Raw genomic sequence first — 16,774 nt, forward strand, 5'->3', positions numbered from 1 at the left:
AAGGTCGCCTTCCGGAAGGTCTGGCCCTGTGGGTCGGCTTGTACGGTGGTGTGGTTGTCCTTTGAGAACTCAACAGTGTGCTGAATGTTTGGTGGGTTTTTCCCGTCGGCATCCGGGGTTTGTTTTCGGGTGTCGTGGGTTTCTTTGGGTGCACCTGGTCTTGTTTGCCAGTGGGGCTGGGTGCTTTTTGCTGGGACTGTTTTGTTCCAATGTTTTTTGTTGGAGAGTTTGATCCTGGCTCAGGACGAACGCTGGCGGCGTGCTTAACACATGCAAGTCGAGCGGTAAGGCCCTTCGGGGTACACGAGCGGCGAACGGGTGAGTAACACGTGGGTGACCTGCCCTCCACTTCGGGATAAGCCCGGGAAACTGGGTCTAATACCGGATATGACCTTGAAGCGCATGTTTCTTGGTGGAAAGTTTTTTCGGTGGGGGATGGGCCCGCGGTCTATCAGCTTGTTGGTGGGGTGATGGCCTACCAAGGCGACGACGGATAGCCGGCCTGAGAGGGTGATCGGCCACACTGGGACTGAGACACGGCCCAGACTCCTACGGGAGGCAGCAGTGGGGAATCTTGCGCAATGGGCGGAAGCCTGACGCAGCAACGCCGCGTGAGGGATGACGGCCTTCGGGTTGTAAACCTCTTTCGCGATCGACGAAGCTCCATCTTCTGGGTGGGGTGACGGTAGGTCGAGAAGAAGCACCGGCCAACTACGTGCCAGCAGCCGCGGTAATACGTAGGGTGCGAGCGTTGTCCGGAATTATTGGGCGTAAAGAGCTCGTAGGCGGTGTGTCACGTCGGCCGTGAAAACCTGGGGCTTAACTCTGGGCGTGCGGTCGATACGGGCATCACTAGAGTTCGGCAGGGGAGACTGGAATTCCTGGTGTAGCGGTGAAATGCGCAGATATCAGGAGGAACACCGGTGGCGAAGGCGGGTCTCTGGGCCGATACTGACGCTGAGGAGCGAAAGCATGGGTAGCGAACAGGATTAGATACCCTGGTAGTCCATGCCGTAAACGTTGGGCGCTAGGTGTGGGGTCCATTCCACGGGTTCCGTGCCGCAGCTAACGCATTAAGCGCCCCGCCTGGGGAGTACGGCCGCAAGGCTAAAACTCAAAGGAATTGACGGGGGCCCGCACAAGCGGCGGAGCATGTGGATTAATTCGATGCAACGCGAAGAACCTTACCTGGGTTTGACATGCACCAGACGCGTCCAGAGATGGGCGTTCCCTTGTGGCTGGTGTGCAGGTGGTGCATGGCTGTCGTCAGCTCGTGTCGTGAGATGTTGGGTTAAGTCCCGCAACGAGCGCAACCCTTGTCCTATGTTGCCAGCGGGTGATGCCGGGGACTCATGGGAGACTGCCGGGGTCAACTCGGAGGAAGGTGGGGATGACGTCAAGTCATCATGCCCCTTATGTCCAGGGCTTCACACATGCTACAATGGCCGGTACAGAGGGCTGCGAAGCCGTGAGGTGGAGCGAATCTCGTAAAGCCGGTCTCAGTTCGGATCGGGGTCTGCAACTCGACCCCGTGAAGTCGGAGTCGCTAGTAATCGCAGATCAGCAACGCTGCGGTGAATACGTTCCCGGGCCTTGTACACACCGCCCGTCACGTCACGAAAGTCGGTAACACCCGAAGCCCGTGGCCCAACCCGCAAGGGGGGGAGCGGTCGAAGGTGGGACTGGCGATTGGGACGAAGTCGTAACAAGGTAGCCGTACCGGAAGGTGCGGCTGGATCACCTCCTTTCTAAGGAGCTTCACCGAACACCATCAGCCGGCGTGTTCACAGGCGAGTGTTCTGTGCGCGCTGTGGCTGGTGGTGGAGGGCCTCAGTACCTCCCCGAGCTCGGGAGTCTTCGGACTCCGTGGTCGGGGGTGGGAGGGGGTTGCTCGAGAAATGTGGAATCACCAAACTCCCGACCTTCGGGTTGGGCAGCACACTGTTGGGTCCTGAGAGGACGACCCGGCCCCCTGTGGGGGGCTTTGTTGTTGTCTCGAGGGGCGATCGTTCACCTGCTTCCCCTGTGGGGGTTGTCGGGTGGCGGTTCGTGTGGTCGTTGAGAATTGTACAGTGGACGCGAGCATCTTTTGTTTCTGTGCACATTTGTGTCGTGATTTCTTGATGTGTGTGTTGGTCAAGTTGTTAAGGGCGCACGGTGGATGCCTGGGCATCAGGAGCCGATGAAGGACGTGGGAGGCCGCGATAGTCCTCGGGGAGCTGTCAACCGAGCTTTGATCCGAGGGTGTCCGAATGGGGTAACCCGGCACCCGTCATGGGGTGTCACCGCCGTCTGAATGTATAGGACGGTGGGAGGGAACGCGGGGAAGTGAAACATCTCAGTACCCGCAGGAGAAGAAAACAAGAGTGATTCCGTGAGTAGTGGCGAGCGAAAGCGGAAGAGGCTAAACCCCGCCAGTGTGAGAGCCGGCAGGCGTTGCTGGTGGGGTGTTGTGGGGTTCCGCGTATCAGGGCTGCCGTCCTGGTGCGGGTGTTCGTGGTGTTAGTCGAAGGCGTTGGGACGCGTCGGCGTAGAGGGTGAGACCCCCGTAGACGAAAACACTGCGTTCTCCCGTTGCGGTGTCCCCGAGTAGCAGCGAGCCCGTGAAATTCGCTGTGAATCTGCCGGGACCACCCGGTAAGCCTAAATACTCCCTGATGACCGATAGCGGACGAGTACCGTGAGGGAAAGGTGAAAAGTACCCCGGGAGGGGAGTGAAACAGTACCTGAAACCGTGTGCCTACAAGCCGTCAGAGCCTTGCGGGGTGATGGCGTGCCTTTTGAAGAATGAGCCTGCGAGTTAGTGGTACGTGGCGAGGTTAACCCGTTGAGGGGTAGCCGTAGCGAAAGCGAGTCCGAACAGGGCGATTCAGTCGCGTGCTCTAGACCCGAAGCGGAGTGATCTACCCATGGCCAGGGTGAAGCGCCGGTAAGACGGCGTGGAGGCCCGAACCCACCAGGGTTGAAAACCTGGGGGATGAGCTGTGGGTAGGGGTGAAAGGCCAATCAAACTCCGTGATAGCTGGTTCTCCCCGAAATGCATTTAGGTGCAGCGTCGCGTGGTACTCACCGGAGGTAGAGCACTGGTTGGCCTAGGGGGCCTACAAGCTTACTGAAGTCAGCCAAACTCCGAATGCCGGTGAGCGAGAGCGCGGCAGTGAGACTGCGGGCGATAAGGTTCGTAGTCGAGAGGGAAACAGCCCAGATCGCCGGCTAAGGCCCCTAAGCGTGCGCTAAGTGGGAAAGGATGTGGGATCGCCCAGACAACCAGGAGGTTGGCTTAGAAGCAGCCATCCTTGAAAGAGTGCGTAATAGCTCACTGGTCAAGTGGTCCTGCGCCGACAATGTAGCGGGGCTCAAGCGCACCGCCGAAGCCGCGGCAACACCGCGTGAACACTGCTTGCCCTTGATGGCGTAGCTGGTGGTGGTGTTGGGTAGGGGAGCGTCATGCGGGCGGTGAAGCGGCGGAGTGATCCAGTCGTGGAGCCCGTGTGAGTGAGAATGCAGGCATGAGTAGCGATAGCAGAGTGAGAAACTCTGCCGCCGGATGACCAAGGGTTCCTGGGCCAGGTTTTTCCGCCCAGGGTGAGCCGGGACCTAAGGCGAGGCCGACAGGCGTAGTCGATGGACAACGGGTTGATATTCCCGTGCTCGTGTAGGCGCGTCCCTGGCGAATCCAGGTGTGCTAACCGCCCGAACCTCGGGTGTCTCCTTCGGGAGCACCTCGAGGGGAGCGCGGGACCCCGCCTGGTAGTAGCCAAGCGATGGGGTGACGCAGGAGGGCAGCTCCGCCAGCTAGTGGTAGTGCTGGTGCAAGCGTGTAGGCCGGTGGACAGGCAAATCCGTTCACCATGAGGCTGAGACGTGACGCATAGCCGTTTGAGGCGAAGTAGAGTGATCCCATGCTGCCGAGAAAAGCCTCTAGCGAGTTCCTACGCGACCCGTACCCCAAACCAACACAGGTGGTCAGGTAGAGAATACCGAGGCGTTCGAGCGAACTGTGGTCAAGGAATTCGGCAAAATGCCCCCGTAACTTCGGGAGAAGGGGGGCCCTGTCCCGTGAAACCCCTTGCGGGTTAGCGGGGTGGGGCCGCAGAGACCAGGGGGAAGCGACTGTTTACTAAAAACACAGGTCCGTGCGAAGTCGCAAGACGATGTATACGGACTGACGCCTGCCCGGTGCTGGAACGTTAAGGGGACCGGTTAACCCTCCGGGGTGAAGCTGAGAACTTAAGCGCCAGTAAACGGCGGTGGTAACTATAACCATCCTAAGGTAGCGAAATTCCTTGTCGGGTAAGTTCCGACCTGCACGAATGGCGTAACGACTTCCCCGCTGTCTCGACCACAGACTCGGCGAAATTGCACTACGAGTAAAGATGCTCGTTACGCGCGGCAGGACGGAAAGACCCCGGGACCTTCACTACAGCTTGGTATTGGTGCTCGGTTCGGCTTGTGTAGGATAGGTGGGAGACTGGGAAGCGGTCACGCCAGTGATCGTGGAGTCAACGTTGAAATACCACTCTGGTCGAATTGGGCATCTAACCTCGGACCATGATCTGGTCCAGGGACAGTGCCTGGTGGGTAGTTTAACTGGGGCGGTTGCCTCCCAAAGGGTAACGGAGGCGCCCAAAGGTTCCCTCAGCCTGGTCGGCAACCAGGTGTCGAGTGCAAGTGCACAAGGGAGCTTGACTGTGAGACCGACGGGTCGAGCAGGGACGAAAGTCGGGACTAGTGATCCGGCACCACCACGTGGTTGGGGTGTCGCTCAACGGATAAAAGGTACCCCGGGGATAACAGGCTGATCTTGCCCAAGAGTCCATATCGACGGCATGGTTTGGCACCTCGATGTCGGCTCGTCGCATCCTGGGGCTGGAGTAGGTCCCAAGGGTTGGGCTGTTCGCCCATTAAAGCGGTACGCGAGCTGGGTTTAGAACGTCGTGAGACAGTTCGGTCCCTATCCGCCGCGCGCGCAGGAGACTTGAGGAAGGCTGTCCCTAGTACGAGAGGACCGGGACGGACGAACCTCTGGTGTGCCAGTTGTCCCGCCAGGGGCACGGCTGGTTGGCTACGTTCGGAAAGGATAACCGCTGAAGGCATCTAAGCGGGAAGCCTGTTCCAAGATGAGGTCTCCCACCCCTTCGAGGGTTAAGGCCCCCACCAGACCAGTGGGTTGATAGGCCAGACATGTAATCGCCGCAAGGCGTTCAGTGGACTGGTACTAATAGGCCGAGGACTTGCCCACACACACGTCAAGCAATCACGACGAGCTTGTGTGTGAACACGGCAAACAACTGCGTAACGAACAAACTGTTCGCGTCCACTGTGCATATCCCAGCGACCACACACCCCACCCCACAACCGGGCAACCGGCTCGTGGGGGTGGTGGGGTGTTCCGGTGGTCACAGCGGAGGGGAAACGCCCGGACCCATCCCGAACCCGGAAGCTAAGCCCTCCAGCGCCGATGGTACTGCGACCGACAGGTCGTGGGAGAGTAGGACACCGCCGGAACACCCGACCACCCCCACACACATCACCACCCCACAAAAAAAAGGGGCGAGGACTCCACCAGGAGCCCCCGCCCCTTTTTCGCGCGCCCAGGACCTGTCGATTCCCGGCCCGTGTCCCATCGTCTGTCCGCAGGCGCTGTCGAGGCCGTCCGGACCATTCGACGGCTCACCACGACGTCGGTCCGTCCACACCCCTCGCTCTCGTCCCCAGGCTGGCGGTCCGTGCTCCCGTCGCACGCGCCGGCGGCGTGATGCTGCGTCGTGCGGGCAGGGAATCGTCCCGGCCCCGGACAGGACGAGCGGAGTTCGACGTGAACGAGACGATGGTGACCGTGACGGGGAACGTCGCGGGCGACGTGATCGCACGGCGGGTGGGTGCCAACCTGGAGCACATGCTCGTGACCTTCCGGGTCGCGAGCTCGGAGCGTCGCTGGGACAAGGCGTCGGAGTCCTGGGTCGACGGCGACCGATTCACCGCGTCGGTCAACTGCTGGCGGCGGCTGGCCGACGGTGCGCGCTGCCTGACGAAGGGCGATCCGGTGATCGTCACCGGGCGCCTCTCGGTGCGCGAGTACGAGGCGGAGGGCGTGCGGCGCTACATGACCGAGATCAGCGCCGTGGCGGTCGGGCCGGACCTCGCACGCTGCACCGCGGACGTCCACCGCCGTCGCCCTGACGGCGCCCAGGCTGCCGAGGGGGCGGTGACCGAGGGCGACGACGGGCTCGCGGGACCGGCGGGGCTCGGAGAGGGGACGTCCGACGTCGTCCCCGCGTTCGCCACGGTGCCGAGCAGCGAGCCGACCCTGGTCACCGAGGACGCCCCGGAGGTCGCGTCGGTGGTCGACGGACCGCAGTCGGAGGGGGCGACGGTCACCGGTATCACGCCGGGTGACCGGCGGCGTTCCGGCTCGTCGCGCGCGAGCGCCTGAACGGCCCCGGGGCCGGTGGACGCCGAGCGGTGGGAACTACCATCGGAGGCGTGGCTGAGTTCATCTACACCATGAAGAAGGTTCGCAAGGCCCACGGGGACAAGGTGGTCCTCGACGACGTCACGCTGAACTTCCTCCCCGGCGCGAAGATCGGTGTCGTCGGCCCCAACGGGGCGGGCAAGTCGAGCGTTCTGAAGATCATGGCGGGACTCGACCAGCCGAACAACGGCGAGGCGTTCGCCGCCCCGGGCGCGAGCGTCGGCATCCTCCAGCAGGAGCCGCCGCTGAACGAGGAGAAGACGGTCCTCGGCAACGTGCAGGAGGGCGCGGGTGACGTGGCCACCAAGCTCGCCCGCTACAACGAGATCGCCGAGCTCATGGCCACCGACTACTCGGACGAGCTCATGGAGGAGATGGGTGCCCTCCAGGAGGACCTCGACAACGCCGACGCGTGGGACCTCGACTCCCAGTTGCAGCAGGCGATGGACGCCCTCCGGTGCCCGCCGGGCGACTCCCCGGTCACGCACCTCTCCGGCGGCGAGCGCCGGCGCGTGGCGCTCTGCAAGCTCCTGCTGAGCAAGCCGGACCTGCTGCTGCTCGACGAGCCCACCAACCACCTCGACGCCGAGAGCGTCCAGTGGCTCGAGCAGCACCTCGCCAACTACGAGGGTGCGGTCCTCGCCGTCACCCACGACCGGTACTTCCTCGACAACGTCGCGGGCTGGATCCTGGAGCTCGACCGTGGGCGGGCGATCGGCTACGAGGGCAACTACTCGGTCTACCTCGAGAAGAAGGCCGACCGCATCGCGGTCCAGGGGCGCAAGGACTCCAAGCTGCAGAAGCGCCTCAAGGACGAGCTTGCCTGGGTGCGTTCGGGGGCAAAGGCGCGGCAGGCCAAGAGCAAGTCGCGTCTGGCCCGCTACGAGGAGATGGCGGCCGAGGCGGAGAAGACCCGGAAGCTCGACTTCGAGGAGATCCAGATTCCGCCGGGCCCGCGTCTGGGCAACGTGGTGGTCGAGGTGAGCCACCTCGACAAGGGTTTCGACGACCGCCTGCTCATCAAGGACCTGTCGTTCTCGCTGCCGCCGAACGGCATCATCGGCGTCATCGGGCCGAACGGTGTCGGCAAGACGACGCTGTTCAAGACGATCGTCGGGCTCGAGAAGCCGGATTCGGGCGAGGTGCGGGTCGGCGACACGGTCAAGCTCTCCTACGTCGACCAGGGACGTGAAGGCCTCTCCGGGACCGACAACGTCTGGAAGGTCGTGTCCGACGGGCTCGACTTCATCCAGGTCGGCAACGTCGAGATGCCGTCCCGCGCGTACATCTCGGCGTTCGGATTCAAGGGGCCGGACCAGCAGAAGCCGGTGAACGTCCTCTCCGGCGGGGAACGGAACCGTCTCAACCTGGCGATGACGCTCAAGCAGGGCGGGAACCTCCTGCTCCTCGACGAGCCGACCAACGACCTCGACGTCGAGACGCTGTCCTCGCTCGAGAACGCGCTGGAGAACTTCCCGGGCTGCGCCGTGGTGGTCTCCCACGATCGCTGGTTCCTCGACCGCGTCTGCACCCACATCCTGGCGTGGGAGGGCACCGACGATCACCCTGCCTCGTGGTTCTGGTTCGAGGGCAACTTCGCCGACTACGAGCAGAACAAGGTCGAGCGCCTCGGCCCGGACGCCGCCCGCCCGCACCGCGTGACGCACCGCAAGCTGACCCGGGACTGAGGGACTCCCCGAGGTGGAGGTGCCGGCCGGGCAGCCCGGTGTCCCAGGGCTCAGCGCGAGCGCGATCCTCGCGGTCGCGGAGGGCCTGCGGTGGACGGATCCGCAGCTCAGCGTCGCCCTGGCCGAGCACGTCGCCCGGGTGGCCGGCGCGGACACGAGCGCCCGGACCGCGGCCGAGCGGTCGACGGTCCTCGCACTCGGACAGTCCGACCGGGGTGCCGAGCTGATCGTGCGCGCCCTTCCTCACCTCCGAGCGGCCGAGCGCGAGGGCCGCATCGCCGACGCCGGGACCCTGCGGTGCGAGCTCTCCCTCGCGGCCCTGCGGTGTGGCGACACCGACGCCGCGGAGAGGTTGCTCGAGCCGCTCGCCGCCGGACGTGTGCTGCCGCCGGTGGTGCGCGCGGAGGCCCTGGTCGCGTGGGCGGCGGCGCGGGCGACCCGGGGTGACGTCGCCGGGGTGGACGCGGCCGGACGTCAGGTCGACGACCTCGTGGGCGACACCGCGGACGACGCCCGGCGCCTCGCGATGCGGCGCGCCCGGGCGGAGGCTCGGCGGTACGCGGGGGACACCTCCGGGGCGCTCGAGGTCCTCCGTGTCGCGGTGTCGGACGCGAACGTCGCCGACGGGGGGCGCCAGGCCGCCCTGCTGTTCGCGGACCGCGTCGAGCTCCTCACCGGGCTCGGCCGTCGCGACGAGGCCCGCGAGGCGGGGACGCCGGCGCTGGCGGACACGCCCCAGGCGACGACCTCGCTGGCGCTGGGTCGCCTGCGATGTGTGCTGGCGCAGCACGTGCACCTGCCGGCCGGCGAGTTCGAGACCGCGGAGCGCCTGGCGCGTGAGGCGGAGACGGACCTGGCGGCGCGGGGCCACGAGGCGCAGGTCGCCGTCGCGGTCGAGGTGCTCGCCGCCGTGGCCGAGGGACGTGGCGACGCCCGTCTGGCGTTGGAGGAGCTCCGTCGCGCCCGCCCCCACCTGGAGGCGGCGCACGAGGAGGTCACGCGGGCCCGTGTCGCGCTGGCGGCCGTGCTCTCCCGCGACGAGGACCGGATCCCCGCGGCCACCGGGGACTCCCCGGACCGGGCCACCGGCGAGGACGCCGACGGCGCCTGGGCGCTGGTCACCGGCGGTGCGGGCCCTGCCGAGATCGCCACCGACGCACCGTCCCCGGTGGTCTCGGAACCCGCCCAGGCGTTCGCGCTCGACGGCCCTCCGACAAGCGCGGAGCCGGGGGAGCCCGAGGAGTCGGTGCCAGGGAGCGACGCCGTCCCCGACCTGTCGGAGCAGGCCACGGAACCGGCCGCCGAGCCGCGCCGCCGCCGGAACCGCTACCGCGAGGAGGGCGACCCGGGCGACCTGCTGGCCGCCGCGCTGGCCGCTGCCCGCGGCGAGTTCGTCGCCTTCTCGACCGCGTCCGCCACCGCCGAGCCGGCAGCGACCGACACCGAGCCGCCGGAGTACGGCCCCGCCGAGGCACTGACCGATGCCCCTCAGGACGACACCCCCGGCGACGACACCCCCGGTGACGGCACCCGGAGCGACGACGGCCCGGGCGACGACGACCCCGCGGCCGCCCGGAGCCGGCGGCTCGCCCGGGCCCACGCGCGGTGGGAGGCGCCGGAGTCGATCCTGCCCCGTCGTGACGACGTGCCCTGGTCCTCCCGCTCCGACGACCGGCGCGACGACCCCCTCGGCTCCTGGGACGACGAGCACGGGTCGACCCACCGGCGGGCCGACGAGGGCGGGACCGATCCCCTCGCGGATCGTGGACACGGGGACACCGGCCGGGGGGCGGCGACCCCCGACGACAGCGATCCGCTCGGCCTCGAGCGGCCCACCACCGGGACGCGGGACGAGGACCGGGAGCGGTCCGGGCGCCGGCGGCGTGACGCCCTCGACGACCCGGACCCGGTGACCGCCACCGCGCAACCGGGTGCCGGCCACGCAGGCACGAACGGCCGGAACGGCCAGGGCGCCCGCGGTGTGGACGGTCGCAGCCCCCTGGGTCGGAACGCTCTCGGCCAGGGCGTCACCACCGGGCCCGGCGCCGGGCCGGGAGGTGCCGACGACGAGCTGGCACGGGAGCTGGCGCTCACCCTGGTCGACCTCCTCAGCGAGTACGAGGACGCCGGGGTGCCGCTCGGGGGCGGCCTCACGAACGGCTCGCCGAAGCCGCTGAACGGGACCAACGGCCACACGGCCGTCACGCCGAGCGCCCCCGGCGCCCGTCCGGCCGGGCCTGCCGCCGCGCCCCGGACCTCGACGGGCACCGGCGCCACGCACGACACCCCGACCTCGGCCACCCCGTCCCGGAACGCCGGGCCGCCGGGCTCGCGCAACGGCGTGCCGTCGGCGCGCGGCGCGGACGACTCCGGCCCGCGGCTGGCCGATCTGCTCGCCGACGCCATGGACGCCTACCACTCCGCCGGCCCCGGGCCGGACGCCGCCGACGACCGACGGGCGCGCCGGTGACCGGCCACCGGGCGGACGCCGGGCCTTCCTCGAGCCCCGGCTCGGCGCCCCGGGGCGTCGTTAGGGTGGCTCGCGTGACCCCTCGGTCGTGCCGCGAGCGGCGCACCGGGGCAACCTCCGCCCACCGACGTGCGAGGTGTGTGAGCACGCCATGACGACGACCACCAGCCGTGACGCCGCCCGGGACGGGACGGCGGGCTCCTGGCCCGGCGTGCGGGAGGTGCTGCGGGCGGTCGCCGCCGACCAGGACCCGCCGGACAGTGAGCTCGGCGAGCTCGCGATCACCTACTTCGCCCGGGTGCCCGACAGCGAGCTCGTCCCCGAGCCGGCGGACGCCCTGGCGACCGTGCGCGCGCACCGCAGCCTCGCCCGCCTGCGGGTGCCGGGCAAGCCGGTGACCGCGGTGCTCGACACCCCGGGCGCCGCGGGGCGCATCTCGGTGCTCGTCGTCACCGACGACATGCCGTTCCTCATCGACTCGGTGCTCGCCGAGATCGACCGGACCGGCGCGAGCGTGCACCGCGTCGTGCACCCGGTGATCGTGGTGCGCCGGGACGTGCGCGGCGAGCTGCTGGACATCCTCCCGCTCGCCGACCCCGCGGCACCGCCGCCGGGCACGGTCGCCGAGTCGTGGATGAACATCGAGCTCGGCGACCTGCCCGGCTCGGACCCGGCGCGCGACCTGGCGGCCGACCTGCACGCCCGCCTCTCGGGCGTGCTCACCGACGTGCGCGAGGTCGTCGAGGACGGCGACCGCATGGTGTCCACCGCGCGCGCCCTGGCCGACGAGCTCGCCGCGGCCGGCGGCGGCGCGGACACGGCCGACACCGTCGCCCTCCTGCGCTGGTTCGCGCAGGGCAACCTGATCCTGCTCGGCTACCGGCGCCAGGAGCTGATCGACACCCCGGAGGGGCCGGCCCTGCGGGGCGTCCTCGCCACCGGGCTGGGTGTGCTGCGCCGCGACAGCCTCGTCGCGCGCACGCTGACCGCCAGCCCGGACAGCGTGCGCCCCGCGGGTGTCGCCGCCGACGCCGCGCCGCGCAAGCTGCTCGTGCTCACCCGGGCCAGCGCCCGGTCGACCGTGCACCGCCCGGAGCACCCGCTCTACGTGGGCGTGAGCATCCACGACGAGGAGGGCCGCCTCGTCGGGGAGCACCGCTTCCTCGGGATCCTCACCGTCGCCGCCCGGCACGCCGACGTGCTCGGCATTCCCGTGGTGTCGCGGCGCGTGCAGGAGGTCGTGGCCGAGGCCGGGCTCCCGGTCGACTCGTGGTCGGGCCAGCGCCTGCTCGAGGTGCTGCAGACCTACCCGCGGGCCGAGCTGCTGTGCACCGACCGCGACTCGCTGGAGTCGACGGCCACCGGTGTGCTCGACCTCGCCGAACGGCGGCGGGTCCGGCTGTTCCTGCGCCGCGACCCGTACGGCCGCTACTTCTCGTGCATGATCTACCTGCCGCGCGACCGGTACACGACGGCGACGCGCATGCGGATGCAGGACGTGCTCATGCGCGAGCTCCGCGGCACCGACCTCGAGCACACCGCCCGGGTCACCGAGGACCAGCTCGCGCTCCTGCACGTCACGGTGCACACCGGGCGCGAGGAGCCGGTGTCGCCCGACCTCGAGGCGCTGACGAACGAGCTCGCCGAGGCCGCGCGCACGTGGTCGGACCGTCTGCGCGAGCTCGCGACCGGCGAGGAGCGCGCGGTCCTCGCGAGCATCGGCGAGCCGTTCGCGGAGTCCTACAAGGAGGACTTCGGCCCCGAGCGCGGGCTCCTCGACCTGCGGGTCCTCGACGGCCTCACCCCGGAGGGCACCGACGGGGACGGCCACCACACCGCCGTGCGTCTCTACCGCCCCACGAACCCCGACGCCGGCGACCGCCGTCTCAAGCTCTACCTCGCGGGCCGGCGCGCGACGCTCTCGTCGGTGCTGCCGGCGCTGCAGTCGCTGGGTGTCGTCGTCGTCGACGAGCGGCCCTACGGCGTCACCCGCAGCGACGGCGTGAGCTGCTGGATCAACGACTTCGGCCTGCGCCTCGGCGACACCGACACGGTGCCGCCGGGCACCGAGCACGACCTCACCGAGCGCTTCGCGGAGGCGTTCGACGCGGTGTGGAGCGGGCACGTCGGCGCCGACGGCTTCAACGCGCTGGTGCTGCGCGCCGGGCTCTCCTGGCGCCAGGCAGCGGTGCTGCGCGCGTTCTCGCGGTACCTGCGCCAGGTCGGCAGCGCCTACGGGCAGAGCTACATCACCGACGTCGTGGGCGCCCACCGCGACGTCGCCGTCGGGCTCGTCGAGCTGTTCGAGGCCCGGTTCGACCCGGCGCTGTCCGACGACGAGCGCGAGCGGCGCGTGGCCGAGGTCGACGGCCGGGTGACGGACGCGATCGCCGAGGTCACGAGCCTCGACGCCGACCGCATCCTGCGCTCGCTGCTGGGCGTCGTGCGCGCGACGCTGCGCACCAACTACTTCCGGCGCAACGCAGGCCAGGGAGGGATGGAGGCTGGCGCGCCGCGGCCGTTCCTCGCCCTCAAGCTCGACCCCGCGCAGGTGCCCGGGGTGCCCGAGCCGGTGCCGGCCATCGAGACGTTCGTGCACTCCAACCGCGTCGAGGGCGTGCACCTGCGGTTCGGGGCGATCGCGCGCGGGGGTCTGCGCTGGTCGGACCGCCTGCAGGACTACCGCACGGAGATCCTGGGCCTGGTCAAGGCGCAGGCCGTGAAGAACGCGGTGATCGTCCCGGTGGGCGCCAAGGGCGGGTTCGTTGTCAAGCGGCCGCCCGCACCGACCGGCGACGCGGCCACCGACCGCGATGCCGCCCGCGCCGAGGGTGTCGCCTGCTACCGCATGTTCGTCTCGGGGCTGCTCGACCTCGTCGACGACCGGGAGGGGCACGCGGCGCAGTCGGCGATCCGCACCCCGGACGGCGTGGTGCGCTACGACGGCGACGACTCCTACCTGGTGGTCGCCGCCGACAAGGGCACCGCCACGTTCTCCGACCTCGCGAACGCCGTGGCCACCGACTACGGGTTCTGGCTGGGCGACGCGTTCGCCTCGGGCGGCTCGGTGGGCTACGACCACAAGGCCATGGGCATCACGGCCCGCGGCGCGTGGGAGAGCGTGCGGCGGCACTTCCGTGAGCTCGGCACCGACGTCGCGAGCGACGAGATCACCGTCGTCGGCGTCGGCGACATGTCCGGCGACGTGTTCGGCAACGGCATGCTGCTCTCCGAGCACCTGAAGATCGTCGCCGCGTTCGACCACCGTCACGTCTTCCTCGACCCCGACCCGGACCCGGCGGTCTCGTTCGCCGAGCGTCGCCGGCTCTTCGAGCTGCCGCGCTCGTCGTGGGCCGACTACGACACATCGCTGATCAGCGAGGGCGGCGGGGTCTTCCCGCGCACCATGAAGGCGATCCCGGTGTCGGCCCGCGCGGCGGAGGTCCTGGACGTCGAGCCGGGCAAGCTCGACCCGCCGGCGCTGGTCCGCGCGATCCTGCGGGCCCCCGCCGACCTGCTGTGGAACGGCGGGATCGGCACCTACGTCAAGGCCTCCACCGAGACGCACGCCGACGTGGGCGACAAGAGCAACGACGCGGTGCGGGTCGACGGGGACGAGTTGCAGGTCGCGGTGGTCGGCGAGGGCGGCAACCTGGGCCTGACCCAGCGCGGTCGTATCGAGTACGCCCGCGCCGGGGGCAAGGTCAACACCGACGCGATCGACAACAGCGCGGGCGTCGACTGCTCCGACCACGAGGTCAACATCAAGATCCTGCTGGACTCGCTCGTCGAGCGCGGCGAGCTCGCCCCGGCCGACCGTGACGAGCAGATCGCCGCGACGACCGAGGACGTGGCCGGGCTCGTGCTGGCCGACAACGTCGCCCAGAACGAGGTGCTGGGGGTGTCGCGCGCGCACGCGGTCGGCATGCTCCACGTGCACCGCGACCTGGTCGCCGACCTGGAGGCCCGCGGGCGGCTGGACCGCGAGCTGGACGTGCTCCCCTCCGAGGAGGAGTTCGAGGCCCGCTGGAACGACGACCGAGGGCTGACCAGCCCCGAGCTGTCCACCCTGATGGCGCACGTGAAGCTCGACCTCACGGACGCGCTCGCCGCCTCCGAGCTGCCCGACCTCGAGGTGTTCGCCCGCCGGCTGCCGGCGTACTTCCCACCGGTGCTCGCCGAGCGCTACCCGGACGCCGTCGCCGCGCACCCGCTGCGCCGCCAGATCGTCACCACCATGCTCGCGAACACCGTCGTCGACGGCGGGGGACTGACCTACGTCCACCGCCTCGTCCAGGAGGTCGCGGCGTCTCCGGGTGACGCCGTGCGGGCCTACCACGTGGCCACCTCGGTGTTCGGGCTCGACGACCTGGCCGCCGACCTCGCCGCGGGCGAGCACGTGCTCCCGACCTTCGTCGCCGACCGGATCACCCTCGCCGCGCGTCGCCAGCTCGACCGCGCGGCGCGCTGGTTCCTCACGCAGCGGCCCCAGCCGCTCGCGGTCGGCGCCGAGATCCAGCGGTTCAAGCCGTGGCTCGCGATGCTCGCGCCTCGCGTCCCCGACCTCCTGCGCGGGGGCGAGGCCGAGAGCCTGTTCGCCCGCACCCAGGACTTCGTCGTCGCCGGCACCCCGGTCGAGCTCGCCCGGCGGGCCCTCGGCGGGCTTTCCGCGTTCGGGCTGCTCGACGTCGTCGAGATCACCGAGATCGCCGAGCGGGAGCAGGGCGGGGTGCTCGCCGCCGACGGCGAGGTCACCGACGACGAGGTGCTCGCCGTCGCCGAGCTGTACTACGCGCTCTCCGAGCACCTCGGGCTGGACGCGCTGCTCACGGCCGTGGCCGGGCTCGACCGCTCCGACCGCTGGAACGCGCTGGCGAGGCTCTCCCTGCGCGACGAGCTGTACGCGTCGTTGCGCGCGATCACCCTCGACGTGCTGGCCGACACCGGCCCCGAGGAGTCGGTGGACGAGAAGATCGAGCACTGGGAGCAGGCCAACGCCTCGCGGCTGGTGCGCGCGCGCACCGCGCTCGCCGAGATCGCGAAGGAGCGCCGGGCCGACCTCGCCACGGTGTCGGTGGCCGCCCGCCAGCTGCGCAGCATGGTTCGCTGAGAAGATCCGTCCGAGCGCAGGAGGAAGCAACCGCGTGGCTCCGTACGTCAACGACGTGGCCGTCCGATGGTCGGACCAGGACGCCTACGGGCACGTCAACCACGCCCGCGTGGTCACGCTGCTCGAGGACGCCCGCACCGGCATGTTGTTCGACGCCGCGACCGAGGCCGGCGTGGGGGACTTCGAGGGCGGCCTGCTCGTGTCCGCCCTGGACGTGGCCTACAAGCGCCCGATCACGTGGTCACCGTCCGGGGTGCGCGTCGAGATGACCGCGCAGGACGTGCGGGCGGCGTCGTTCCGCGTCGCCTACCGGCTCCTGCTGCCCGATGGCGACGGCGGCTGGGACGCCGCGAAGCCCGCGGTCACCGCGACCACCCAGCTCGTGCCCTACGACCTCGCCAGCGAGCGGCCGCGACGCCTGACCTCGGTGGAGCGGGAGTTCCTCGCGAGCTACTCGTGAGCCTGGCGGTCCCCGGGGCGGCGGACCGGGCGGCGCTCGCCGACGTCGTCGGTCGCGTGGTGCGGCTCGACCCGGCGGCCGTGGTGCGGCTGCGGGACACGGGCGACGGGGTGGCGCTGTGGGCGGGCACACCGTTCGACGTGCTCGTCGCCGCCCGGACCCGCGGGTCGGTGGAGCCGCGCGACGTCACGGTGACGGGGTCGGACCTGCTCGCCGCGCTGAGCGTCGTCGACGCCCCGCAGGTCGATCCCGGGGCGGCCGTCGACGGGCGCTGGCGCGGCGACCTGCCCGACGAGGGGCCGTGGCGGGCGGTGGGGTCGATCCCCGCGGAGGAGGTCGACGCCCTGGTCGCCCGCATCACCGAGGCCGGCCTCGACGACACCGCGTGGGAGGGCGGCGGGGTGCGGGTGCCCGTGCGCTGCCTCGTCGCGGTGGCGGGGATGGGCTGGCCGGAGGACCCCGCGGCGCTCACCGTCGCGCTGTCCGAGGACGACGCGTGGATGCGGGTCGAGGTCGGCGACAGCGCCATCGTGCGCCGCCGCCGACCCCGGCTGGCCCTGCTGAGCTGACG

Annotated in this window: 6 protein-coding genes and 3 rRNA genes; all 9 read left to right on the forward strand. The window is 69.4% G+C overall.

The genetic code is table 11. The features are described 5' to 3' along the window. The first annotated feature begins 216 nt into the window (after positions 1–216). The 9 genes from OG774_RS00005 to OG774_RS00045 all read left to right on the forward strand — a co-directional run bounded on the left by OG774_RS00005 (position 217) and on the right by OG774_RS00045 (position 16,772). Positions 217–1,748, forward strand: a 16S ribosomal RNA gene (locus tag OG774_RS00005). A 386-nt stretch (positions 1,749–2,134) separates the two neighbouring features. Next, positions 2,135–5,242, forward strand: a 23S ribosomal RNA gene (locus OG774_RS00010). A 149-nt stretch (positions 5,243–5,391) separates the two neighbouring features. Next, positions 5,392–5,508: ribosomal RNA gene (gene rrf / locus OG774_RS00015) — 5S ribosomal RNA — on the forward strand. Together the 16S, 23S and 5S rRNA genes form the textbook arrangement of a ribosomal RNA operon. A 310-nt stretch (positions 5,509–5,818) precedes the next feature. Beyond that, the gene (locus tag OG774_RS00020; protein WP_328305912.1) at positions 5,819–6,436 is read left to right on the forward strand and encodes a single-stranded DNA-binding protein; all 618 of its coding nucleotides are present in this window, start codon (positions 5,819–5,821) and stop codon (positions 6,434–6,436) included. A gap of 50 nt (positions 6,437–6,486) precedes the next feature. Beyond that, the gene (ettA, locus tag OG774_RS00025) at positions 6,487–8,163 is read left to right on the forward strand and encodes an energy-dependent translational throttle protein EttA (protein WP_328305913.1); all 1,677 of its coding nucleotides are present in this window, start codon (positions 6,487–6,489) and stop codon (positions 8,161–8,163) included. A 13-nt stretch (positions 8,164–8,176) separates the two neighbouring features. Beyond that, the gene (locus OG774_RS00030; RefSeq protein ID WP_328305914.1) at positions 8,177–10,633 is read left to right on the forward strand and encodes a hypothetical protein; all 2,457 of its coding nucleotides are present in this window, start codon (positions 8,177–8,179) and stop codon (positions 10,631–10,633) included. Between the two features lie 151 nt (positions 10,634–10,784). Next, positions 10,785–15,743, forward strand: coding sequence for an NAD-glutamate dehydrogenase (locus OG774_RS00035; RefSeq protein ID WP_328305915.1), 4,959 nt, complete (start codon positions 10,785–10,787; stop codon positions 15,741–15,743). A gap of 34 nt (positions 15,744–15,777) precedes the next feature. Then, entirely contained in the window at positions 15,778–16,203 is a 426-nt protein-coding gene (locus tag OG774_RS00040; RefSeq protein ID WP_274195825.1) for an acyl-CoA thioesterase, read from the forward strand. Further along, positions 16,200–16,772: a hypothetical protein gene (locus OG774_RS00045; RefSeq protein WP_328305916.1), complete on the forward strand. Its 573-nt coding sequence runs from the start codon at positions 16,200–16,202 to the stop codon at positions 16,770–16,772. Before OG774_RS00040 ends, OG774_RS00045 begins: the two co-directional genes overlap by 4 nt. Positions 16,773–16,774 lie beyond the last annotated feature (2 nt).

Origin of the sequence: Actinomycetospora sp. NBC_00405 (assembly GCF_036044095.1) — a bacterium.
GTDB lineage: Bacteria > Actinomycetota > Actinomycetes > Mycobacteriales > Pseudonocardiaceae > Actinomycetospora > Actinomycetospora callitridis.

Excerpts from the sequence above, each read along its gene's own strand:
- OG774_RS00035 (WP_328305915.1), top strand. The coding sequence starts at position 10,785 with ATGACGACGACCACCAGCCGTGACGCCGCCCGGGACGGGACGGCGGGC.